This is a genomic window from Pseudoalteromonas sp. J2K-J599, assembly GCF_059295115.2.
Window position 1 is genome coordinate 593,199 of the sequence record NZ_CM200271.1, and the last position, 20,916, is coordinate 614,114.

The 20,916-nt window shown below is 40.9% G+C and carries 22 protein-coding genes, 3 tRNA genes and 1 riboswitch; of the genes, 16 read left to right on the plus strand and 9 right to left on the minus strand.

All coding sequences use genetic code 11. From position 1 onward, the window contains the following. Nucleotides 1-122: 122 nt before the first annotated feature. Nucleotides 123-1,139, minus strand: coding sequence for a UDP-glucose 4-epimerase GalE (gene galE / locus AC5NT5_RS02580; RefSeq protein ID WP_002960801.1), 1,017 nt, complete (start codon nt 1,137-1,139; stop codon nt 123-125). A gap of 276 nt (nt 1,140-1,415) precedes the next feature. On the opposite strand from galE, the gene AC5NT5_RS02585 reads away from it, so the two are divergent. Further along, on the plus strand, nt 1,416-1,907 hold the full coding sequence (locus tag AC5NT5_RS02585) for a DUF3016 domain-containing protein (protein ID WP_138488524.1): 492 nt from the start codon (nt 1,416-1,418) through the stop codon (nt 1,905-1,907). Between the two features lie 47 nt (nt 1,908-1,954). Here AC5NT5_RS02585 and AC5NT5_RS02590 read toward each other — a convergent pair whose 3' ends face one another. Next, on the minus strand, nt 1,955-2,245 hold the full coding sequence (locus AC5NT5_RS02590) for a hypothetical protein (protein WP_002960798.1): 291 nt from the start codon (nt 2,243-2,245) through the stop codon (nt 1,955-1,957). A 71-nt stretch (nt 2,246-2,316) separates the two neighbouring features. Here AC5NT5_RS02590 and AC5NT5_RS02595 point away from each other — a divergent pair, with 71 nt between their 5' ends. After that, entirely contained in the window at nt 2,317-2,526 is a 210-nt protein-coding gene (locus AC5NT5_RS02595; protein WP_002960797.1) for a hypothetical protein, read from the plus strand. On the opposite strand, the gene epmB is transcribed toward AC5NT5_RS02595, so the two are convergent. Further along, nucleotides 2,523-3,536, minus strand: a complete 1,014-nt coding sequence (epmB, locus tag AC5NT5_RS02600; protein ID WP_033031971.1) for an EF-P beta-lysylation protein EpmB — start codon at nt 3,534-3,536, stop codon at nt 2,523-2,525. The genes AC5NT5_RS02595 and epmB overlap by 4 nt on opposite strands. A 41-nt stretch (nt 3,537-3,577) precedes the next feature. Between epmB and efp the strand changes: the two genes are divergently transcribed. Together efp and epmA are read left to right on the plus strand one after the other, a co-directional pair. After that, nucleotides 3,578-4,144, plus strand: a complete 567-nt coding sequence (efp, locus tag AC5NT5_RS02605) for an elongation factor P (RefSeq protein WP_024596699.1) — start codon at nt 3,578-3,580, stop codon at nt 4,142-4,144. 56 nt (nt 4,145-4,200) lie between these two features. Further along, complete coding sequence (gene epmA, locus AC5NT5_RS02610; protein ID WP_494513326.1) at nt 4,201-5,175, plus strand: elongation factor P--(R)-beta-lysine ligase; 975 nt, start codon at nt 4,201-4,203, stop codon at nt 5,173-5,175. 285 nt (nt 5,176-5,460) lie between these two features. On the opposite strand, the gene AC5NT5_RS02615 is transcribed toward epmA, so the two are convergent. Next, nucleotides 5,461-7,578: a TonB-dependent receptor gene (locus AC5NT5_RS02615; protein ID WP_494513327.1), complete on the minus strand. Its 2,118-nt coding sequence runs from the start codon at nt 7,576-7,578 to the stop codon at nt 5,461-5,463. An 84-nt stretch (nt 7,579-7,662) separates the two neighbouring features. Between AC5NT5_RS02615 and AC5NT5_RS02620 the strand changes: the two genes are divergently transcribed. The 8 genes from AC5NT5_RS02620 to AC5NT5_RS02655 all read left to right on the plus strand — a co-directional run bounded on the left by AC5NT5_RS02620 (nt 7,663) and on the right by AC5NT5_RS02655 (nt 15,341). After that, entirely contained in the window at nt 7,663-8,061 is a 399-nt protein-coding gene (locus AC5NT5_RS02620; RefSeq protein ID WP_010555268.1) for an acyl-CoA thioesterase, read from the plus strand. A gap of 126 nt (nt 8,062-8,187) precedes the next feature. Then, on the plus strand, nt 8,188-8,586 hold the full coding sequence (locus AC5NT5_RS02625) for an META domain-containing protein (protein ID WP_010555269.1): 399 nt from the start codon (nt 8,188-8,190) through the stop codon (nt 8,584-8,586). A gap of 107 nt (nt 8,587-8,693) precedes the next feature. Then, nucleotides 8,694-8,808, plus strand: a riboswitch (TPP riboswitch). A 143-nt stretch (nt 8,809-8,951) separates the two neighbouring features. Beyond that, on the plus strand, nt 8,952-10,904 hold the full coding sequence (gene thiC / locus AC5NT5_RS02630; RefSeq protein WP_494513328.1) for a phosphomethylpyrimidine synthase ThiC: 1,953 nt from the start codon (nt 8,952-8,954) through the stop codon (nt 10,902-10,904). A 105-nt stretch (nt 10,905-11,009) separates the two neighbouring features. Continuing rightward, complete coding sequence (locus tag AC5NT5_RS02635) at nt 11,010-12,011, plus strand: FAD-dependent oxidoreductase (protein WP_494513329.1); 1,002 nt, start codon at nt 11,010-11,012, stop codon at nt 12,009-12,011. A 7-nt stretch (nt 12,012-12,018) separates the two neighbouring features. Further along, entirely contained in the window at nt 12,019-12,213 is a 195-nt protein-coding gene (gene thiS, locus AC5NT5_RS02640) for a sulfur carrier protein ThiS (RefSeq protein ID WP_290193181.1), read from the plus strand. Nucleotides 12,214-12,218: 5 nt separating this feature from the next. Beyond that, complete coding sequence (locus AC5NT5_RS02645; RefSeq protein ID WP_138488527.1) at nt 12,219-13,010, plus strand: thiazole synthase; 792 nt, start codon at nt 12,219-12,221, stop codon at nt 13,008-13,010. 10 nt (nt 13,011-13,020) lie between these two features. Further along, nucleotides 13,021-14,556, plus strand: coding sequence for a thiamine phosphate synthase (gene thiE, locus AC5NT5_RS02650; protein WP_494513330.1), 1,536 nt, complete (start codon nt 13,021-13,023; stop codon nt 14,554-14,556). 35 nt (nt 14,557-14,591) lie between these two features. Next, complete coding sequence (locus AC5NT5_RS02655) at nt 14,592-15,341, plus strand: HesA/MoeB/ThiF family protein (protein WP_494513331.1); 750 nt, start codon at nt 14,592-14,594, stop codon at nt 15,339-15,341. Between the two features lie 705 nt (nt 15,342-16,046). Here the strand turns inward: AC5NT5_RS02655 and asd are convergent. Together asd and rsgA are read right to left on the minus strand one after the other, a co-directional pair. Next, the gene (gene asd, locus AC5NT5_RS02660; RefSeq protein WP_494513332.1) at nt 16,047-16,913 is read right to left on the minus strand and encodes an archaetidylserine decarboxylase; all 867 of its coding nucleotides are present in this window, start codon (nt 16,911-16,913) and stop codon (nt 16,047-16,049) included. A gap of 15 nt (nt 16,914-16,928) precedes the next feature. Continuing rightward, the gene (rsgA, locus tag AC5NT5_RS02665) at nt 16,929-17,987 is read right to left on the minus strand and encodes a small ribosomal subunit biogenesis GTPase RsgA (protein WP_494513333.1); all 1,059 of its coding nucleotides are present in this window, start codon (nt 17,985-17,987) and stop codon (nt 16,929-16,931) included. 121 nt (nt 17,988-18,108) lie between these two features. Between rsgA and orn the strand changes: the two genes are divergently transcribed. The 4 genes from orn (at nt 18,109) to AC5NT5_RS02685 (ending at nt 19,229) form a co-directional block, all read left to right on the plus strand. Then, nucleotides 18,109-18,654: an oligoribonuclease gene (gene orn, locus AC5NT5_RS02670; RefSeq protein ID WP_004336052.1), complete on the plus strand. Its 546-nt coding sequence runs from the start codon at nt 18,109-18,111 to the stop codon at nt 18,652-18,654. Nucleotides 18,655-18,915: 261 nt separating this feature from the next. After that, nucleotides 18,916-18,991, plus strand: a tRNA-Gly gene (locus AC5NT5_RS02675). Between the two features lie 43 nt (nt 18,992-19,034). Continuing rightward, a tRNA-Gly gene (locus AC5NT5_RS02680) sits at nt 19,035-19,110 on the plus strand. 43 nt (nt 19,111-19,153) lie between these two features. Then, a tRNA-Gly gene (locus AC5NT5_RS02685) sits at nt 19,154-19,229 on the plus strand. A 234-nt stretch (nt 19,230-19,463) separates the two neighbouring features. Here AC5NT5_RS02685 and AC5NT5_RS02690 read toward each other — a convergent pair. From AC5NT5_RS02690 to AC5NT5_RS02700, 3 genes are all read right to left on the minus strand, one after another. Continuing rightward, entirely contained in the window at nt 19,464-19,892 is a 429-nt protein-coding gene (locus AC5NT5_RS02690) for a secondary thiamine-phosphate synthase enzyme YjbQ (protein WP_024589772.1), read from the minus strand. After that, on the minus strand, nt 19,889-20,356 hold the full coding sequence (locus tag AC5NT5_RS02695) for a chemotaxis protein CheX (protein ID WP_024595807.1): 468 nt from the start codon (nt 20,354-20,356) through the stop codon (nt 19,889-19,891). The genes AC5NT5_RS02690 and AC5NT5_RS02695 overlap by 4 nt, the downstream gene beginning before the upstream one ends. Before the next feature lie 75 nt (nt 20,357-20,431). Then, entirely contained in the window at nt 20,432-20,869 is a 438-nt protein-coding gene (locus AC5NT5_RS02700) for a transcriptional repressor (RefSeq protein WP_002957918.1), read from the minus strand. Between the last annotated feature and the right edge of the window lie 47 nt (nt 20,870-20,916).

Consider the following 20,916-nt stretch of genomic DNA (forward strand, 5'->3'; position numbering starts at 1 on the left):
GAGCAAGCGCTAAGCCTACAATTAAAACTTAACGCTGTGGTTAAATTACCTGTAGACGCGCAGCTTGCTGGCGTGACGCGCGAAGCTCGTAATTTCTATATTTGCTCACTTGCCGTTTTTGCTTAACCTTTATAACCGTTAGGGTTATTTGACTGCCAGCGCCAGGTATCTTGCATCATTTCATCAATACCGCGCACTGCTTCCCAGCCAAGTTCATTAAGTGCTTTTTCTGGCGCTGCATAACACGCTGCAATATCACCAGGGCGGCGAGGTGAAACCTGATAGGGTACAGCCTGATCGCTAGCTTTAATAAATGCATTAACCATTTGTAGTACAGAGTAACCATTACCAGTACCTAGGTTATAAACTAATGCACCCGTACTGCTGGCAATTTTATCAAGCGCTTTTAAGTGGCCAATCGCTAAATCTACAACATGTATATAGTCGCGCACACCAGTGCCATCAACTGTGTCGTAGTCATCACCAAATACAGCGAGTTGCTTTAATTTACCTACCGCTACTTGTGCGATAAACGGTAAAAGATTGTTTGGAATACCATTAGGATCTTCACCAATTAAGCCCGACTCATGTGCACCCACTGGGTTAAAGTAACGCAAAATAGCAAACGCAAAGCGCTCATCTGATTTAGCGATATCTTGTAGCATCATTTCAACCATTAACTTAGATGTGCCGTAAGGGTTGGTAGTACCGCCTACAGGGAAATCTTCTTTGATTGGTAAGCTTGCTGGGTCGCCGTAAACCGTGGCTGACGAGCTAAATACCAATTTAAATACACCCGCATCGCGCATCGCATCAACAAGCGTAAGCGTACCTTGAACGTTGTTTTGATAGTACTCAACTGGCTTTGCAACCGACTCGCCTACTGATTTTAAACCCGCAAAATGTATAACACTATCAACCGTATGTTTTGCAAATACAGAATCTAAAAAGGGTTTATCGAGAATATCGCCTTGGTAAAAAGTGGCTTCTTTACCTGTTATATTTTTTACGCGCGCAAGTGATTCTTGTGATGAGTTACTTAAATTATCAATAACAACAACATCGTTACCTTGCTGTAAAAGTTCTAAAACAGTGTGCGAGCCAATATAGCCTGCGCCACCGGTTACTAAAATAGTCATGAAAGCTCCGTGGGTACCTTTTATCAATTAAGTTAATTTCACCATAAATAGAGGTGATTTACATGTTTTATCTGTAATTTATATGATTTTAATCGTATTTTTTTGATATCAGCACATTAAATACTTTTGATTACATTTTGTGCAAAACAAGTAACACTTGATTCGTAAGATTAAGTTATAGTTAATAAACAATTGCTAAAATAGCTTTAGTAATAGCTAATGCTAGGTTTACTCCAATCCACACTTTTGTGATTGGTTACCTCTTTGGAGAAAGATATGAATTTAGTTAAAAAAATAGCAACAACAATGTGTATCGCATTACCTGCGCTTGCCCATGCTGGTGAGTCTGTTGTTAAATGGAATGACTTTAATGATTATCGTGATGTGCGAGCGTCTAACCAAGCTAAGGGCTCGTATCACAAAAGTATTGCGGCAAGTTTTGAAAAACATATGTCTAAATTAGCTGAGCAACTACCAAAAGATTATAAGTTAAACGTAGAGTTTACTGATTTAGATTTAGCGGGAGATGTGCGTTATGGTGGTATGGAGGAAATTCGTGTAGTAAAACCAATATACTTTCCACGAATTAAGCTTAATTATTCGTTAACCGATAACGACGGTACAGTGCTTAGTAAAGATACTGATGTGGAGCTCAAAGATATGGGCTTTATGGATAAAATTAAAATGGGCCGCGAAGAATCACTATATTACGAAAAACGCTTATTAACAGAATGGTTTGGTGAGCAAATATTACCAAGTTTAGATTAACTTAAAATAAAAATGCCGCTAAATAGCGGCATTTTTATTTTTAAGCTTTACTTAAAAGTAGCTAACAGCGTGAGTATTTGTTGTAACTTAATAACGGTTGTTTTAAGTTTTTCTTCATCAAAACCATCGTTAGATAAGCTTTCAACGTCAGCGGCTACGTCAAGAACATACGGCTTAAAGCGTTTAGCTTCAAAGCTAAAACCAGCATCTTGTGCAAATAAGGCTTTAAATTTGCCATGGCCTTGCTGTTGTAGTTCATCGAGTTTTTTGTCGGCATCAAGCGCCTGACGATAAACAATTTTTAAATTAGTATTGAGTTGTTCAATAATTGAATCCATGGTTTTCCTAAAGCTTTGTACTGCATGGCCGACATAATACTTGGATTACATTTAAAAGTCAGGTTTGTTATATGAATATATCAGGCACAAGTTTACCCGCTGTTTCTGGCTCAGGCCAAGGCAGTGAGCTTTATAGCGCTGCTTTATCTAAAAAGCAGCAACTAGCAGATGGCGCAGCAGCACTTGCACTTATTGAAGGTGCTGCACAATCGTCAAGTGCACAAACACCGGCTAAGTCGGTAACTGCATCATTGGGTAACAACGTAAATATATACGTTTAAATTAGCTTAAGATCGATAGGTGTTTTGCTTTTTTGACCACCTATTTCTCTAACTAACTTAGGCACTAAAAATCCAGGCAGGGCTTTTAATAGCTCTGCCATTATTTTTATCGCGTCTTCTTCGTTAATATCAAAGTGGCTGGCCCCTTCAACTTTATCGAGCAAATACAAATAATACGGCAATACGTCTGCGTCAAATAACGCTTCGCTTAAATTTATTTGCGCATCGAGCGTATCGTTCACATCTTTTAAAATTACAGCTTGATTTAAAAGCGTTACGTTTGCTTGTTTAAGCTTTTGCATAGCAGCTTTAAAGTCAGCGTCTATTTCGTTGGCGTGGTTTATGTGATTAATAAAAATAATTTTTAATGGCGATTTTGCTAATCGCTCACATAACTCATCGGTAACCCGCGTGGGTATAACTACTGGTAAACGACTATGAATTCGCATTCGTTTAATTTGTGGTAATTGCTCAAGCTCATCTAAAAACCAACTTATTGCATCGTCTTTGGCCATCAGCGGATCGCCACCACTTAAAATCACTTCGTTTATATTGGCATCAGATTTTATGTAGCTTAGTGTTTCAAGCAGGCTTTTTTTATTAAGTTGGTTTTCTTGATACGGAAAATGCCTTCTAAAGCAGTAACGACAATTGACTGCACAGCCGGTTTTAAACATTACTAAAACACGCGATTTATACTTATGTAAAAGGCCGGGTTGTTCGTTATCTTGCTCAAGTAGGGGATCTTTATTAAAACCCGATTTAGTCAAAAATTCTTGATGGCGTGGCATGACTTGCAATAAAAGAGGATCGTTTGGATCGCCTTTGCGTATTTTTTTTATAAAAGGGATAGGCACGCGTACCGGAAATAAACTACGGGCTTTTAGGTCGTTTTCATGGACTTGGCTCGATAAACCGACCATTTCAAGCAAGGTTTTTGGGCAGGTAACTACATTTGCTAATTCTTTTTGCCAGTTTTTATGCAAATTTGCTTCATTTCTTTGTATCATTGGCATGTAGATTACTCGAAAAAATATAAATAGAGGAAACGATGGCGAATTATAGCACCAACGAGTTCAAGGGCGGCCTAAAAATTATGATGGACGGCGAGCCTTGCAGTATCTTAGAAAATGAAATGGTAAAACCTGGTAAAGGCCAGGCGTTCAACCGTGTTCGTATCCGTAAACTTATCTCTGGTAAGGTGCTTGAAAAAACCTTTAAATCGGGTGAATCAGTTGAAGGTGCTGATGTAATGGATACCGATTTAGCGTATCTATACACAGACGGCGAATTTTGGCATTTCATGAACAACGAAACATTTGAGCAAATTGCTGCTGACGAAAAAGCACTAGGCGATGCAGTTAAATGGTTAGTTGAAAATGATTTATGTACAATTACATTATGGAACGGCAGCCCTATTGCTGTTACACCACCTAACTTTGTTGAGCTTGAGATCACTGAAACAGATCCTGGCCTTAAGGGTGATACAGCGGGTACTGGTGGTAAACCAGCAACGCTTAGCACAGGCGCTGTAGTACGAGTTCCATTATTTGTACAAATTGGCGAAGTAATTAAAGTAGACACTCGTAACGGTGAATACGTAAGCCGTGTTAAGTAAGCTTTAACATTGTTTATAAAATCCCAGCTTAAGCTGGGATTTTTTTTGGAGAAAATATGTCAGCAGATCTTTGGGCCCCAAGCGCAAGCATTGAAACACTAAAACAACGTGCAGCGATATTACGTAGCATTCGTGAGTTTTTTTATGCACGTGATGTAATGGAAGTAGAAACGCCGAGCTTAAGCAGTGCCAGTGTAACCGATGTGCATTTGGCCAGTTTTAACACCACATTTGTAGGTCCAGGGCATGCTGGTGGGCTCCCTCTTTTTTTACAAACTTCTCCAGAGTTTGCTATGAAACGCTTGTTAGCAGCAGGCTCAGGCGCTATTTTTCAGCTTTGTAAAGCATTTAGAAATGAAGAAGCAGGTAGTCATCATAATCCTGAATTTACAATGCTTGAATGGTATCGCCCAGGCTTTGATGAATTTGCACTTATGGATGAAATGGATGAGCTAATGCAGCTTGTTTTAGGTGTCGCGCCTGCAACTAGACTTACCTATCAGCAAGCGTTTGAAAAAGCACTCGGCCTCGATCCGTTAACAGCGAACATAGAGCAATTAAAGCAACTAGCGTGTGAGCATGGATTTGCTGATATAGCCCAAAATGAAACGCATAAAGATACCTTACTGCAATTATTATTTTGTATGAAAGTAGAGCCCACAATAGGACAAGATAAGCCATGTTTTGTGTATCACTTTCCAGCTTCTCAAGCTGCACTTGCACAAATTTGTGAACACGATACACGTGTAGCAGGGCGCTTTGAGCTTTATTATAAAAATATGGAATTGGCGAATGGCTTTAACGAATTAACAAATGCCAGTGAGCAAGCTAAACGTTTTAATGAAGATAACACATACCGCGCTAACAACGGTTTAAAGCAAGTACCAATGGATACGCGTTTAATTAAAGCGCTGGAGCATGGATTACCTCAGTGCGCAGGGGTGGCTTTGGGTATAGATAGGCTTGTAATGCTCGCAACAAATAAAGAGAAAATTAAAGACGTAATAGCGTTTGATGTGCCAAGAGCGTAATGCTTAGCTTGTAGGCGTAGGTGGAATATTTGTAGGTGCGAATTTATTTCGCGCTCGTGTAATTTAACTTTATAAATAAGCGAGGTATAAAACCTCACCTACAATAAACATCAACCCCATACGCCAAACCTGTAGGTGCGAATTTATTTCGCGCTCATGTAAATTAAATTTATAAATAAGCGAGGTATAAAGCCTCCCCTACAAATAAAAACACCGCGTTTAATTTAAATGCGGTGTTTTTTTATTGCTTGCTATAGCTTTTAGTTGAAAGCCAACGGCTATGCTTTACAGATTAAGTGTAAAGGTAACACCTGCTACACGAGGCTCACCTAATTGTGTATAGGTATGCGTTGCGTAACCATCTTGTGGGTCATTACCAAATTCAAAACCACGTGTAGGGACTGTTTCGTCAAACACATTACGAGCCCATGCGCGTACTGCCCACATGTCAGCTTCGTAGCCAAAGCTTAAATTAACTAAGTTGCTGCTTGGTGCTTGTGAATTGTGACTATCTGAGAAGTAGTAATCGTCCTTACCTTCAATACCAACCATGCCGTAAAATGCGTTAGTAAAGTTGTAACGTGCAGTAAACGCATACTGGTATTTAGGTGACTGTGCTTGTTCACGACCGTCTTGGTTTAAACCAGACTGCGTTACAAAGTCGTCAATTTCAGTGTTTAAGTAACCAGCACTACCTGTTAAAAATAGATTATCAGTTAGTTGGTAACTACCTTCAACTTCAAGTCCGTAGTTGCTACCAGAACTTGCGTTATCAACATAACCGGTAAATTGCTGACCTTCTACTTGCCATGCTTTTAACTGAATATCGTCGCGGTGCATGTAAAATGCAGCTAAGCGAAGTGTAAATTTGTCATCAAGTGATGAACCTTTAACACCAAATTCACCGCTCCATAAATATTCAGGGTCAAAACTGGTGTGTTGCTGGAAAAAATCAGCGCTTAGGTTTAAGCCTTCATCTTTTGCTTTAGCAAGCGCTTCTGAGTTAATACCGCCAGCTTTGTAGCCACGGGTGATGCTGGTGTAGATCATAGTGCGATCAATTACTTGATATTCAAGTGCTATTTTACCGCCAACCATTACATCGTCAGTATCTTGTATAAAGCCATTGCTATCGGTGTAGTCGCCTTGGTATTGCTCTACACGTAAACCTGTAATTAATGTTGTTTTAGGGCCAATTGGAGTCGCTACTTGACCATATACTGCAACGTTACTCGTTTCGTAAGTTGAAGAAAATGGGCTTGCTAACCATGTGTACTGGCGTTCTAAATCAACGTTACGGTTTTGGTAATAAATACCCGCAACCCAGTTACCCGTTTTAGAATTAAACTGTAAATCTACAGATTGGTCATCGCGATCGCGGCTGTATAAATCAGTTGAGCTGTATCCATCTGGATGTAAGCCAGCAGCACATAACTTTGGCTCACTTGTATCGTTACATACCCAGTCTTCATCAAAGCTATAAAGCAACTCGGAATCAATAGCCGATAGGTTTAGGTTTACATCAAATAAATCAAAACCCGTGTAAGTATTATTAATACCTATTGCGTAGCTTTGTTGATTATCTTTCCCTGGTTCATCGGCTACACTATTGCGGCTGTTATCAAGCGTAAACGCATCGTAGCCGTTGTTTATGTCAATATAGTGAAGGTTTAACTCAGTATTTAAATGCTCTGTTAGCTGGCTGTTTAATTTAAAGCGGGCTACTTGTTCGTCTTGATTTTGTGTTTCGTCATTTAAGTACAGGTTATCTACGTAACCGTCTGACTTTCTGCGAAAGTAGCTAACGCGTGCGCTGGTGTCATCTGTTAAGCCTGTGCTTGCTGCAATACCTGCTTCACGTGTGTTGTATGTGCCAGCACCTACTTGTAATTTTAAGCTTGGATCGCTTGTGGCTTTAGCTGAACCCATTTGGATCATACCAGCCATACCGTCTGCGCCAAAGCGTGTACCTTGTGGGCCACGATAAATTTCTACTTGGTCTATATCAAATAATAATGAGCTGCCACCAAGGCCAGAATAGTTAATACCATCAATTACTAAGCCTACAGATGGATTAATAGGATCTACAAATTGTGAACGAAGTCCCACGCCACGAATTTGAATATAACGACCGCGCGACGCACCAGATGCAAAATTTACATTGGCGGTACTGCCTAACATTTCGTCTAAGTAACTTGCACCACGTTGATTAATTTCATCTTCGCTGAATAAGCTCGCACTCGCGCTTAAAGTTTGAATGCTTTCGCGCTGAAAATCGCCGGTTACAACAATTCTTTCTAGGTCGCTATCATCAGCGTTAGCTGCAATTGGTGCACCAAGCAGCGGTAAAAGTGCGGCAGTAATTAAAGACAAACGTAAGTTCATTGGGTTACTTAACTCCATTTTAGGGACTCGTATGGTAGCAATTATTTAAACACATGTGCTATAAACGCGGCAATTATACGTTAAATAATCAGGATTACTAATATGACCTTTAAAGTTGACTTCAAAGTACGTGATTACGAATGTGACTTACAAGGTATCGTAAATAACAGTGTTTATTTTAATTATTTAGAGCATGCTCGCCATGAATTCTTGTACGCACACGGTATTGATTTTGCTCAATTAGCGAAAGATAAAATTAACCTAGTCGTGATGCGCAGCGAAATGGACTATAAACATTCACTATTACCAGGTGATGAATTTTATGTGGCTGTGGAGCCGCAGCGTATTAGTCGTTTAAAATTTGCGTTTAAGCAAACGGTTATACGTAAAAGCGATGAAAAAGTAATGCTCAATGCACTGGTTATAGGAACGTCTGTTAATGAAAAAGGTAGACCGTTTTTACCTGAGCAAATAGATAACGTATTTAAAACTACAACTTAGTACTTAATCGCATAACTTTTGAACTATCATAGAACAAAAATTTACATTTAAAACATGCATTTTTAACGGATAAAGGGCATAAATATTGTTACAATTACATTAATTAGACAATTAGTTAGTAGTAGCATGAAATTAGCAGCAATACCGATGCTTATAGTCGGTTTATGTGTTGGTTGCGCATCAACAGGGACGGTTACCAGTGAGCAGCTTAAATACACCCAATGGCAATTATCACGTGTTGATGGTTTAGCAATTCCACCTTCGTTTAATGCATCAATGAGCTTTATTGAAGCACTGCAAGTAAACGGTTTTGCTGGCTGTAACAAATTTTTTGGTGAAGGCTCGCTTGAAGAAAGTAACCTTACCGTAAGTAAATTAGGAATGACGCGCAAGTCGTGCGGCGAAGACCTTGATGAGTTTGAGCAGCAGTTATTACAAGCCTTAAAGCAAGGTGCAGAGCTTAAAATGCAAGACCAGCAATTAGTCATGCAAGGCGAGCAAACATTTGTGTTTATCCCTAAATAATTTTAAGTTTTTGAAAAACAGCCCCTTGCGGGCAGTTTTTAACTGACGTACACTCAGCGCAGATTTGATGGATAACACCTTCAAATTAACGAACAGAATTTATATATCAATACTTGTCGGAGTGCCAAAGCTAAGTAATTAGTTTTTGGCTGAGATCGCGAAAGCGGGATCCGTGAACCTGATCAGGTTAATACCTGCGTAGGGAACAAGCTGCCTAAAATGGGACGCTTGTGCGTCTTTTTTTATGCGCACAATAAAGTGATTTTGTTTATTTTAGGCTGCAAAGTAGCATGTACGCTACTTTACGATCTTTCTCTATTCCTCGGAATATCTGACAAGACAACCCTTAAGCAATGAGGCAAGTCATGTCAAATACTACAAATAAAGCGTCACGCCGAGAAACTCGTGCTGCCGCGTCTGAATATATTTATAACTTAACGGGTCAACCGTTCCCAAATTCTCATAAAGTATACGTTGAAGGCACTCAACCTGGCGTGCGCGTTGGTATGCGTGAAATCACATTAAGTGATACGTTTATTGGTGGCACAGATGAAAACCCTGTTTATGAGTCAAACGATCCGCTACGTGTTTATGATACGTCGGGCCCGTATACCGATCCTAATTTTGAACTAGACGTGCGTAAAGGCTTACCAAAATTTCGTGAACAATGGATTGAAAACCGTGGTGACACTGAAATTTTAGAATCAGTGACGTCGCAGTTTTCGCAGCAGCGCATGGCAGATGAAGGGTTGGATCATATTCGCTTCGATCACCTTCCAAAAATTCGCCGTGGTGTCGCTGGTAAAAACGTAACGCAAATGCACTACGCACGCCAAGGGATTATTACCCCTGAAATGGAATACGTAGCTGTTCGCGAAAATATGGGGCGTGCAGAAATCCGTAAAGAATTACTTGCCGCGCAGCATAAAGGCGAGTCGTTTGGTGCGAGTATTTCTGAATTTATTACCCCAGAGTTTGTACGCGACGAAATAGCCCGCGGTCGCGCTATTTTACCAAATAATATAAACCATCCAGAAACAGAGCCTATGATTGTAGGTCGTAACTTTTTAGTAAAAGTTAATGCCAATATTGGTAATTCATCGGTTAGCTCATCTATTGAAGAAGAAGTAGAAAAAATGGTGTGGTCTACCCGCTGGGGCGCAGACACCGTGATGGACTTGTCAACGGGGCGTTACATTCACGAAACGCGCGAATGGGTTGTACGTAACTCGCCTGTACCTATTGGCACAGTACCGATTTATCAAGCGCTTGAAAAAGTAAACGGTGTGGCTGAGGATTTAACGTGGGAGATTTTCCGCGATACGCTTATTGAACAAGCCGAGCAGGGTGTTGATTACTTTACTATTCATGCCGGTGTACTGCTTCGTTACGTACCAATGACCGCTAAACGTGTAACCGGTATTGTGTCGCGCGGTGGCTCAATTATGGCTAAGTGGTGTTTAGCGCATCACAAAGAAAACTTTTTATACACGCACTTTGAAGACATTTGCGAAATTTTAAAACAATACGATGTGTGTTTTTCACTCGGTGATGGCCTTCGCCCAGGTTCTATTGCTGATGCCAACGATGAAGCGCAGTTTAGTGAACTGCGCACACTAGGTGAACTGACTAAAATTGCGTGGAAGCACGACGTACAAGTATTTATTGAAGGCCCAGGGCATGTGCCAATGCACATGATTAAAGCCAATATGGATGAGCAATTAAAGCATTGCGACGAAGCGCCTTTTTATACTTTAGGGCCGTTAACGACCGATATTGCACCAGGGTACGATCATATCACCTCAGGTATTGGGGCGGCCCAAATAGCATGGTACGGCTGTGCAATGCTTTGTTATGTAACACCTAAAGAGCATTTAGGCCTGCCAAATAAAGAAGATGTAAAAGAAGGCTTAATTACCTACAAAATTGCAGCGCACGCCGCCGATTTAGCAAAAGGTCACCCAGGTGCGCAAGAGCGTGATAACGCGCTATCAAAAGCACGCTTTGAATTTAGATGGCATGACCAATTTAATATAGGTTTAGATCCAGACCGTGCTCGCGAATATCACGACGAAACCCTGCCGCAAGAGTCAGGTAAAGTGGCTCACTTTTGCTCTATGTGTGGTCCTAAATTCTGCTCAATGAAAATTAGCCAAGAAGTGCGCGATTACGCTAAAGATTTAGAAACACGCGGTATTGATCCAAATGACGCTGGCGAGGCTATTGAAATCAAAATGATTGATGTAGAAGCCGAAATGAAAGCTAAATCTGCCCAGTTTAAGCAAACAGGCTCAGAAATTTACCACAAAGCGGTATAGCAAGAAGTTAGATGCAGATGTAGGTGAGGTTTTATATCTCGCTTCTTTAAATATTGGAGAAGTGCGAGTGAATTCGCACCTACTAATAACTGCTTTGGAGGTTTTATGTTTTATAACATTGCTGTGGTGGGTTTTGGTTTAGCAGGGCGCTTAGCTGCCCTTGAGCTAAGTAAGTTGCATCATGTAACGGTGTTTGAAGCAGACGATGAGCAAACCCCAAATAGCGCCGGTAAAGTGGCAGCAGCCATGCTGGCACCGCTGGCTGAATCGGTGTTATGCGAGGCTGATTTAGCTTTAATGGGGCTTGATTCAATGAAGCGCTGGCCAGAAATAGTGAGTGAACTTGAGGGGGATGTGTTTTTTCAGCAGCAAGGCACATTGGTTGTTGCGCATCAGCAAGATAAAGGCGATCTACAAAGCTTTACTCAGAGAATAAAGCCCATAGCAGGGCACAGCGCTCAGGCATTGAATGCTCAGCAAATAGCGCAGTTAGAGCCAGAGCTTGCTAATCGGTTTAACCAAGGTCTATTTTTACCCTGTGAGGGGCAAATAGATAACCAAGCCTTTTATAAAGCAAGTTTTACCATGCTCAACAAGCGCAAAGTTAAGTGTGTGTTTAACCAGCGCGTAACCATTAAAAACGGTGAAATAAATAATCGACCATTTGACTACATTATAGATTGTCGTGGGCTTGGTGCTAAAAGCGATAAACCGCTTAGAGGTGTGCGCGGTGAAGTCGCAAGACTATATGCACCTGAAGTGAATTTAACGCGACCTGTGCGTTTAATGCATCCGCGTTACCCAATTTATATAGCGCCTAAACCTAATCATGAATATGTAATTGGTGCGACCGAAATAGAATCGCAAGACAATGGCGCCGCAACAGTGCGATCAACTCTTGAGTTACTTTCAGCGGCTTATACCGTACACAGCGGATTTGCCGAAGCACGGCTACTTAATATTCAAGCCGGATTACGCCCTGCATTTAGCGATAACCGACCAGAAGTAACACAAGTTGGTAATGTAATTAGCATTAACGGCTTATATCGTCATGGTTATATGCTGGCACCGGCATTAGTGGCGCAAGTAGTTTCACGAATAGAGTGAGAATAAAATGAACATTACAATTAATGGCGAGCTACTTAATGTTAATAGCAAAGCACTCGTTGAGGTACTTCAAAGTTTTGGTGCAGTTGCGCCTTTTGCTGTGGCTGTTAATGGCGAATTTATTCCACAAAGTCAGCACAGTAACTATGTACTTAATGAAGGCGACAGTGTTGAGTTGCTGTCACCCATTCAAGGCGGATAAAGCTTATGCAAACTAAAGACTGTTTAACTATTTATGGTGAGCAAGTAAATAGCCGTTTATTAATAGGCTCTGCGCTTTATCCGTCGCCTGATATTATGACCCAATCGATAGTCGCCTCTGGTGCTGAAATTGTTACCGTGTCGCTTAGGCGCCAACAAAGTGCAGCAGCCGGTGATGACTTTTGGCAGTTAATAAAAAATACAGGCTTAAAAATACTGCCTAATACCGCCGGGTGCCACAGTGTTAAAGAAGCCATAACGCTTGCAAAAATGTGCCGAGAGGTATTTGCCACCGACTGGATTAAGCTGGAGCTGATTGGCGATGATTACAATTTACAGCCTGACCCTTTTGCGTTACTTGAAGCCACAAAAATATTAATTAATGATGGCTTTAAAGTATTGCCTTATTGCACCGATGACTTAGTACTTTGCCAGCGCTTAAATGAGCTAGGGTGTGAGGTGCTTATGCCGTGGGGGGCGCCAATAGGCACCGGTAAAGGCTTGTTAAATAGCTATAATTTAAAAACTATTCGAGAGCGTTTACCCGATACCACATTAATAGTAGATGCAGGTTTAGGTTTGCCATCGCATGCCTGCCAAGCACTCGAAATGGGGTATGATGCGGTATTATTAAATTCAGCCATTGCAGGGGCGGGCTGCCCAATTACTATGAGCCGCGCATTTAAAGCCGCAGTTGAAGCAGGGCGCTTTGCATATCAAGCAAAAGCAATGCCTGAAAAAGACGTTGCAGCCCCATCAACCCCAACAATGGGTATGCCATTTTGGCATCAGCAGTGAAGGAAAAAATATGAATAACGTAGTGTGGACAATTGCCGGATCTGATTCGGGCGGCGGTGCAGGCATTCAAGCTGATATAAAAGCAATGCAAAGTTTTGGTGTACATGGCTGCACGGCAATTACGGCGCTTACTGCACAAAATAGTTTAGGCGTAGAAGCTATTAATGCGGTGTCTACCGATATTATTGAATCGCAGTTACTAGCGCTTGAAAAAGACATTAAAGCCAAAGTTATAAAAATTGGCATGTTAGCCAATGTGCAGCAAATTCAGCTGATCAGCGAACATATAAGTCATTATAAAGCTAAGTGGCCTGTGCCTCCCGTTATTGTATATGACCCTGTCGCTATTGCCTCAAGCGGTGACTTACTAACAGAAGAGGACACGGTAAGTGCAATAAAAGAATGTTTACTGCCGCTGGTGGATGTAATAACCCCAAACACCCACGAAACACAGTTATTAACCGGTGTGTATTTAATTGGCCCAGCTGCAATAAAAGAAGCGGCTAATAAGCTATTAAGCTGGGGTGCAAAAGCCGTTGTTATTAAAGGCGGGCATTGGGATTACCCAAGTGGCTACTGCATTGATTATTGTATTGATAGTAATACACAAAATGGCGAAGAATATTGGTTAGGTAATCAAAAAATACAAACACCGCATAACCACGGCACCGGATGTAGCATGGCTTCGGTCATTGCTGCGTGTTTAGCTAAAGACTACCCATTAAAAGATGCCTTTATTTTAGCTAAAGCATATATAAACCAAGGGCTAAAACAGTCGGTACGCTATGGCGAAGGGATTGGACCGGTTGCTCATACATCGTTCCCCACTAATTTAGCTGACTACCCACAAGTGATTGAGCCGGGGAGCTGGCTGGGTGATGAGCTTGATTTTGATGTGCCGCTTGATTTTAATATGGCTGCTGATTTTGCACCTTGTGAAAGTAAGTCGCTTGGCTTATATGCGGTTGTAGATAGCACAGATTGGTTAGAAAAATGCTTACAACAAGGCATTAAAACAGCGCAGTTACGCGTTAAAAATAAAACGCAAGATGAGCTTGATGGGCTCATTAAGCAAGCTGTTGAGCTGGGCAAGAAATACAACGCACAGGTATTTATAAACGACTACTGGCAGTTAGCTATTAAGCACGGTGCATATGGCGTGCATTTAGGGCAAGAGGATTTAGACATTGCTAATTTAGCGGAAATTAAAGATGCTGGGTTAAGGCTTGGGCTTTCTACTCATGGTTTTTATGAAATGCTGCGTGCGCATAATTATCGCCCTAGTTATATGGCATTTGGTGCTATTTACCCAACCACAACAAAAGATATGACAGGCCAAATACAAGGTCTTGAAAAGCTCATTAAATTTGTACCTCTTATGCAAAGCTACCCAACAGTAGCAATAGGCGGCATTGATTTAAGCCGTGCTGAGCAGGTAGCTAAAACAGGCGTGGGCAGTGTTGCCGTAGTGCGTGCGATTACCGAAGCTGATAATTACGTAGAGGCTATAAGCGCTCTGCAAGTGGCCATAAGCAGTGCCAATTAAAACTAACAAGGGTAATACTAATAAGGCTGATAAACGTGAGTGAGCTAAGCGATAAAGAAACCCTGCGTTACAGCCGCCATTTATTGCTTAGAGAAGTTGGGCTTGAAGGGCAATTAGCACTTAAATCCTCAACGGTTGCAGTAGTGGGGGCTGGTGGTCTAGGTAGCCCAGCGCTTTTATATTTAGCCGCTGCAGGTATTGGAACGCTTATTTTAATTGACGATGATGAGGTTGAGCTTTCAAACTTACAGCGCCAAGTGCTTTATAAAATAAATCACTTAGGACAAAGCAAGGTCGCCGCAGCGGGTAAAGTATTAGCGAGTCTTAATAATCAAATAAACATAGTAACGCATTGTCAAAAGCTAGATGAGAGTAATGCAGCTAACATGCTCAAAGGTGCTGACATCGTACTTGATTGCTCTGATAATTTTAGTACTCGCTATAGTGTAAACCGTTATTGTATTAGCAATAAAACACCGTTAATTTCGGGTGCTGCACTCGCAACCAAAGGGCAATTAATGGGCTTTGATTTTAGGCAAAGTGATAGCCCATGTTATGGCTGTGTTTTTCCACAGGGCGAAGCTACACCGGTTATCAATTGCAGTAACGCTGGGGTTATTAGCCCGTTACTTGGTGTAATAGGCTCTATCCAGGCGCAACTTACGCTCAACTTATTGCTGGGGCATGCAGAGGGAGGTGTGTTTATAACCTTTGATGCGCTCACTTTAAAACAACAGCACTTTAAAGTGATTAAAGATTCAGAGTGTAAAGAGTGTGGTAAATAAGTTTTTGAGGGGCTTGTGCCTTTTATTAAATGTAGCGTTAAAGAATTAAAAGCTGCGCTTTTCGCGTGAGCAAGCTTCACGCCTACAATATATCAAACTTTTGCACCAAGCTTGTTGACGCACAGCTTGCTGGCGTGACGAGCAAAGCTCGTAATTTCTATGCTTTGGTGTCTTCTCATTTACTTCTATTTGTGCAATAAGATCTTAAGTGATTTATTCACAAAGAGGTTAAGAGGGCGCTTCGCTTTAGAGAAGTAAAAATAAATAATTACTATGTTTTATGTCTTCTCATTTACTCCTCTTTTACTTCTCTTTGTGCAATAAGGTTTTAAGTGATTTATTCACAAAGAGGTTGAGAGGGCGCTTCGCTTTAGAGAAGTAAAAATAAATAATTACTATGTTTTATGTCTTCTCATTTACTCCTCTTTTACTTCTCTTTGTGCAATAAGGTTTTAAGTGATTTATTCACAAAGAGGTTAAGAGGGCGCTGCGCTTTAGAGAAGTAAAAATAAATAATTACTATGTTTTATGTCTTCTCATTTACTCCTCTTTTGCTTCTCTTTGTGCAATAAGATTTTAAGTAATTTATTCACAAAGAGGCTCAGAGCGCGCTGCGCTTTTCGCGTAAGCAGGCTTTGCGCCTACAAAAATAAAAAACCGCGTTTAAATAAACGCGGTTTTTTAATTTCAAATTAACGATTGATTTTAGTCGTTAATTTTTGCAAACGCAGTACCTAAGCGAGTAACCACTTCAGGTAGTTGATCTTCCAATATTTCAGCTTTATCAGCACCCCATGCTAGTACCACAGTAGAGCCTAATTTAAAGCGACCCATCTCTTCACCCTTTTTAAGCGTGATAGCGTTATCGCCAGTGGTTGGATATTTCCAACTAAATACATCGCCACCAGCTGGTGGCGTGACAGTACCGGCCCAAATAGTTTCTATGCTGGCTACAATTGTTGCGCCAACAAGTACCATTGCAAGCGGACCAATCTCAGTTTCAAAAATTGCTACTACTCGTTCGTTACGCGCAAACAAGTTAGGCACGTTTTGCGCTGTAAGTGGGTTTACTGAAAATAAATCACCTGGCACGTAAATCATTTTGCTTAGTGTGCCATCAATTGGCATATGAATACGGTGGTAATCTTTAGGTGCTAAATAAATCGTTGCAAACTTACCGCCTAAAAATGGTGTTGTATCATCTTGTGAGCCGCCTAGTAGCGCTTGTAAGCTGTAATCGTGACCTTTAGCTTGTATTAGCTGTCCGCCAACAATATCGCCTAGCTGGCTGATTGCGCCATCCACTGGATGAATGATGATATTGCTATCTTCTACCATTGGGCGCATGCCGTCTTTTAAAGGGCGAGTAAAAAATTCATTAAAGCTTTTATAATGAGCCGGATCTGGGTATTGGGCTTCGCTCATATCTACTTTATATTGCTTAATAAATAGTTTAATTAAAGTCGTTGTTAAAGCACCTGCTTTAGCTGCGGCTAATTTACCCACTACGCGTGAAATAAAGTGTTTTGGCATTGCGTACTGCATTGCGATTTTAAATTTGTCTAAACTCACAGTATTTATCCTAAATTATACGCGAGGCGCACGGGCGCCTGCACGGCCATCGGCCATTGTTTCTAAAATTCGGTGGTAGCTGTCAAAGCGCAATTGAGAAATTTTGCCATCTGCTACAGCTTCTTTAACTATACAGCCCGGATCGTTTAAATGTTTACAGTCTCTAAAGCGGCATCCGCCTATAAATTCTCTAAACTCTTTAAAGCACCAGGTTACACGCTCAACATCTAAATGCCATAAACCAAATTCGCGAATTCCTGGCGAGTCGATTAGGTTACCGCCACTTGGTAAATGGTGAAGGCGTGAAACAGTTGTTGTGTGCTGGCCTAGGCCGCTGTTTTCAGATACTTCTTTAGTTAATATTTCAGCGTTAGGTAATACAGTATTAACGAGGGTTGATTTACCCACACCACTTTGACCAACAAAAATGTTATTTTTACCAACAAGTACTTCTTTTAATTCATCAATACCATTACCCGATATATTACTAACAAGGAGTACTTGGTAATTAAGTTTACGATAGATATCGAGAACTTTTTGTATTTCGCTAAGACCTGCGTCATCAATTAAATCTATTTTATTGAGTACTAAAATTGGCTCAATACCCATATCTTCACAGGCTATTAAATAGCGGTCGATAATACTTGGGGTAAACTCAGGTAATACCGCCGATACCATGAGTATTTGATCAATGTTAGCCGCAATAACTTTTACGCCGTCGTAAAAGTCAGGGCGGGTAAGTTGCGAGCGACGCTCTTGCGTGGCTTCAATTACTCCGGCTAAATCACCTTCACTTACTTTGGCACGGCGAAACAATACCTCATCACCACACACTAAATTTGACACGGTACGTCGTATATTACAACGAAGTACATCGCCATTTTCAGTTTCGACATCGGCGTGTTGGCCAAAACGACTGATCACAATTGCGCTCTCGACCTGACCTAAATTATCGGTTTGCCACTCTTGCGCGCCTTTTTTAGCTGGTCTTGAGTCTGCGCTATTAATGCGCTTTTGGTGGTTGGCCTTGATCTGACGCGATTGGCCTTTACTTAATTTTTTCTGTTTTGCCACTGGAGGCCTATAACCTTAGTTAAATGTCGCTTTTCCTAAAAAAAGCTTTAGCTCGACGGTTGATGCTAATATGATATATCGAAATGCGTTGGATCTAAAGGAAAGCACCGCTTAGGTAATTATGACTATTAATAAATCAAACTTAATTTGGCTCGATCTTGAAATGACAGGACTCGAACCAGAGACCGATAAAATACTCGAAATTGCGACGGTTGTCACTGACGCAGACCTGAATATATTAGCTGAAGGGCCAACCATAGCTATTCATCAAAGTGATGAATTACTAAATGGTATGGACGAGTGGTGTACTACGCAGCATGGTAAGTCGGGTTTAACAGCGCGCTGTAAAGCAAGTACATTCGATGAAGAGTATGCCGTGGCACAAACGTTAGATTTTTTAAAACAGTGGGTGCCTGCAGGTGTATCACCAATGTGTGGTAATTCAATTGGGCAAGACCGCCGCTTTATGAATAAATACATGCGTGAACTTGAAGATTTTTTTCATTACCGCAATCTTGACGTGAGTACTATTAAAGAATTAGCACGTCGCTGGAAACCCGAAGTGCTTGCAAAAGTGAATAAAAAAGGCTCGCACCTTGCTTTGGATGACATTAAAGATTCGATTATGGAATTAAAAGTCTATAGAGAAAATTTCTTTAATTTGTAAAAAACACTTGCAAACACATCGGATTATTGTAGAATCCTGCCCCGCTCAAGACGATAACCCACGCGGGGTTAGTGTGTTTGAGTGATTGAATTACCATCAATAAATATGGTACTAGCTCAGTTGCTAGAATGTTGAACGCGACCCGTCGCGCTTAAGCGTAAAATAACTGAAGAAATAAAAAATGCGGTACTAGCTCAGTTGCTAGAATGTTGAACGCGACCCGTCGCGCACCAACGTAAAATAACTGAAGAAATAAAAAATGCGGTACTAGCTCAGTTGGTAGAGCGCGACCTTGCCAAGGTCGAGGTCACGAGTTCGAGCCTCGTGTACCGCTCCAATTTCTAACCAAAAGAAATTGTAGTGTTGAATGAAAATATAATGCGGTACTAGCTCAGTTGGTAGAGCGCGACCTTGCCAAGGTCGAGGTCACGAGTTCGAGCCTCGTGTACCGCTCCAATTTCTAACCAAAAGAAATTGTAGTGATTAAAAGAAGTAAAATGCGGTACTAGCTCAGTTGGTAGAGCGCGACCTTGCCAAGGTCGAGGTCACGAGTTCGAGCCTCGTGTACCGCTCCAATATTTTTATATCCTTTCAAAATTCTCTGTATTAAAAATCATAAATAAAATTATAATTTAAAATCTCTCTTATCTACTTTATTCTATGTACAATATTCAGCATTAAAGTTTTGGTTGTTAGAAATTATTACTTCGCGCGCCTAAGATTTACGTCTATAGAGTGGCGTATTTTGAATCTATGAGGGTATGGCTGAAGAAAAACAGAGGTTAACATTTTAAACCGAGAAGCTTGAGTTAAAAAAGCTCCCCCTGAATAGTTGCTATAACTCGTCTAGAGCCACCAGAATCACGATGTTCACCTAAATAAATACCTTGCCATGTACCTAACGCTAAATAACCATTTGAAATAGGAATACTTAACTCGCAGCCTAACGTACTGGTTTTTATGTGTGCAGGCATGTCGTCGTCACCTTCATAATCGTGGCGATAATAAGGCTGACGCTCAGGAACGAATTTATTGAAATGGCTCTCCATGTCCATACGAACAGTGGGGTCTGCATTTTCGTTTATTGTAAGGCTCGCTGAGGTATGCTGAATAAATAAGTGCAACAAGCCTATTTTGTAACTCGCCAGTTCTGGAAGCTGAGACAATATTTCGTCATCGATTATATGAAAACCTCGCGGGCGAGGCTTTAATGTAATTTGCTTTTGCTGCCAACTCATAATTTATCGAAACTAACTTCAATGTTTGCATTACCAGCATCACAGCTAAATGGCATTATGATTTTTTTACCTTGGCTTTTGTGAGTAATTGTATGACCCTTACCCGATACCACAATAGGCGTTGCCATATCAAAGTCGAAGCCTTTCTCGCCAAGTAAATTTTTAGCACCACCTGTTACCATGTTGGTTATTTCGCCAACCATATCAGTAACTTCTTCATCTATAGCATCAGGGCGTTCGCCAAGCATACGCTCCATGATGGTTAATGCTAGTTCTTCATCAAATGTTATTGAAAATGATCCTCGCGTTTGCGGGCCAACCATGCCAATCAAACCTGATACATCACCACAGGCTATCTCATCAGTTTTAATGCGAGGTTTACCCGGTTTTAATTGAGTTTGAGCCATAGTGCTCAAAACATTAATTAAAGAAGATAAAAAGGGATTGATGAATTCTACATTCATAGTGGCTACTCTTAAATTTGTTCTGTGAAATGACTATATAGTTTGAGTATAGTCACTAAGGATAACTTTGAAGGATTATGATGCTCTGCAAGATTCACATTTACCATGTGCTTCTATTGTCTGCCCTGATACAACAAACCCACCTTCGGCAGCTAAATTATTTAGCTCATGCGAAATTACACTCGAGTGTAACTCTTTGACAAAACCACAGGTATCGCAAATTAACAATTGTACTGGGTGTATATGATCAAAATGATGGCACAGCATAAATGCATTTGTGCTTTCAATTTTATGAATAAAACCTAGCTCAGCTAAAAAGTCTAATGCACGATAAATAGTTGCAGGTTTAGCACCCGTTTCAGTTATTTTTAATTGCTCAAGCAAATCGTATGCACCAACACCACCTTGTGCGCTGGCTAATAGGCGAAATACTTTCTCGCGGATAGGCGTAAAACGCGCGCCACGGTTGTCACAAACTTGTTTTGCTTTACTTACGAGTGATTCTATATTCATCATTACTCTTATCCTTATGCTACCGTGATATACTAACATACTGTGTT

Coding starts and splice junctions, on each gene's coding strand:
- galE (WP_002960801.1), bottom strand. CDS start 1,139: ATGACTATTTTAGTAACCGGTGGCGCAGGCTATATTGGCTCGCACACT.
- AC5NT5_RS02585 (WP_138488524.1), top strand. CDS start 1,416: ATGAATTTAGTTAAAAAAATAGCAACAACAATGTGTATCGCATTACCT.
- AC5NT5_RS02590 (WP_002960798.1), bottom strand. CDS start 2,245: ATGGATTCAATTATTGAACAACTCAATACTAATTTAAAAATTGTTTAT.
- AC5NT5_RS02595 (WP_002960797.1), top strand. CDS start 2,317: ATGAATATATCAGGCACAAGTTTACCCGCTGTTTCTGGCTCAGGCCAA.
- epmB (WP_033031971.1), bottom strand. CDS start 3,536: ATGATACAAAGAAATGAAGCAAATTTGCATAAAAACTGGCAAAAAGAA.
- efp (WP_024596699.1), top strand. CDS start 3,578: ATGGCGAATTATAGCACCAACGAGTTCAAGGGCGGCCTAAAAATTATG.
- epmA (WP_494513326.1), top strand. CDS start 4,201: ATGTCAGCAGATCTTTGGGCCCCAAGCGCAAGCATTGAAACACTAAAA.
- AC5NT5_RS02615 (WP_494513327.1), bottom strand. CDS start 7,578: ATGGAGTTAAGTAACCCAATGAACTTACGTTTGTCTTTAATTACTGCC.
- AC5NT5_RS02620 (WP_010555268.1), top strand. CDS start 7,663: ATGACCTTTAAAGTTGACTTCAAAGTACGTGATTACGAATGTGACTTA.
- AC5NT5_RS02625 (WP_010555269.1), top strand. CDS start 8,188: ATGAAATTAGCAGCAATACCGATGCTTATAGTCGGTTTATGTGTTGGT.
- thiC (WP_494513328.1), top strand. CDS start 8,952: ATGTCAAATACTACAAATAAAGCGTCACGCCGAGAAACTCGTGCTGCC.
- AC5NT5_RS02635 (WP_494513329.1), top strand. CDS start 11,010: ATGTTTTATAACATTGCTGTGGTGGGTTTTGGTTTAGCAGGGCGCTTA.
- thiS (WP_290193181.1), top strand. CDS start 12,019: ATGAACATTACAATTAATGGCGAGCTACTTAATGTTAATAGCAAAGCA.
- AC5NT5_RS02645 (WP_138488527.1), top strand. CDS start 12,219: ATGCAAACTAAAGACTGTTTAACTATTTATGGTGAGCAAGTAAATAGC.
- thiE (WP_494513330.1), top strand. CDS start 13,021: ATGAATAACGTAGTGTGGACAATTGCCGGATCTGATTCGGGCGGCGGT.
- orn (WP_004336052.1), top strand. CDS start 18,109: ATGACTATTAATAAATCAAACTTAATTTGGCTCGATCTTGAAATGACA.
- AC5NT5_RS02690 (WP_024589772.1), bottom strand. CDS start 19,892: ATGAGTTGGCAGCAAAAGCAAATTACATTAAAGCCTCGCCCGCGAGGT.
- AC5NT5_RS02695 (WP_024595807.1), bottom strand. CDS start 20,356: ATGAATGTAGAATTCATCAATCCCTTTTTATCTTCTTTAATTAATGTT.
- AC5NT5_RS02700 (WP_002957918.1), bottom strand. CDS start 20,869: ATGAATATAGAATCACTCGTAAGTAAAGCAAAACAAGTTTGTGACAAC.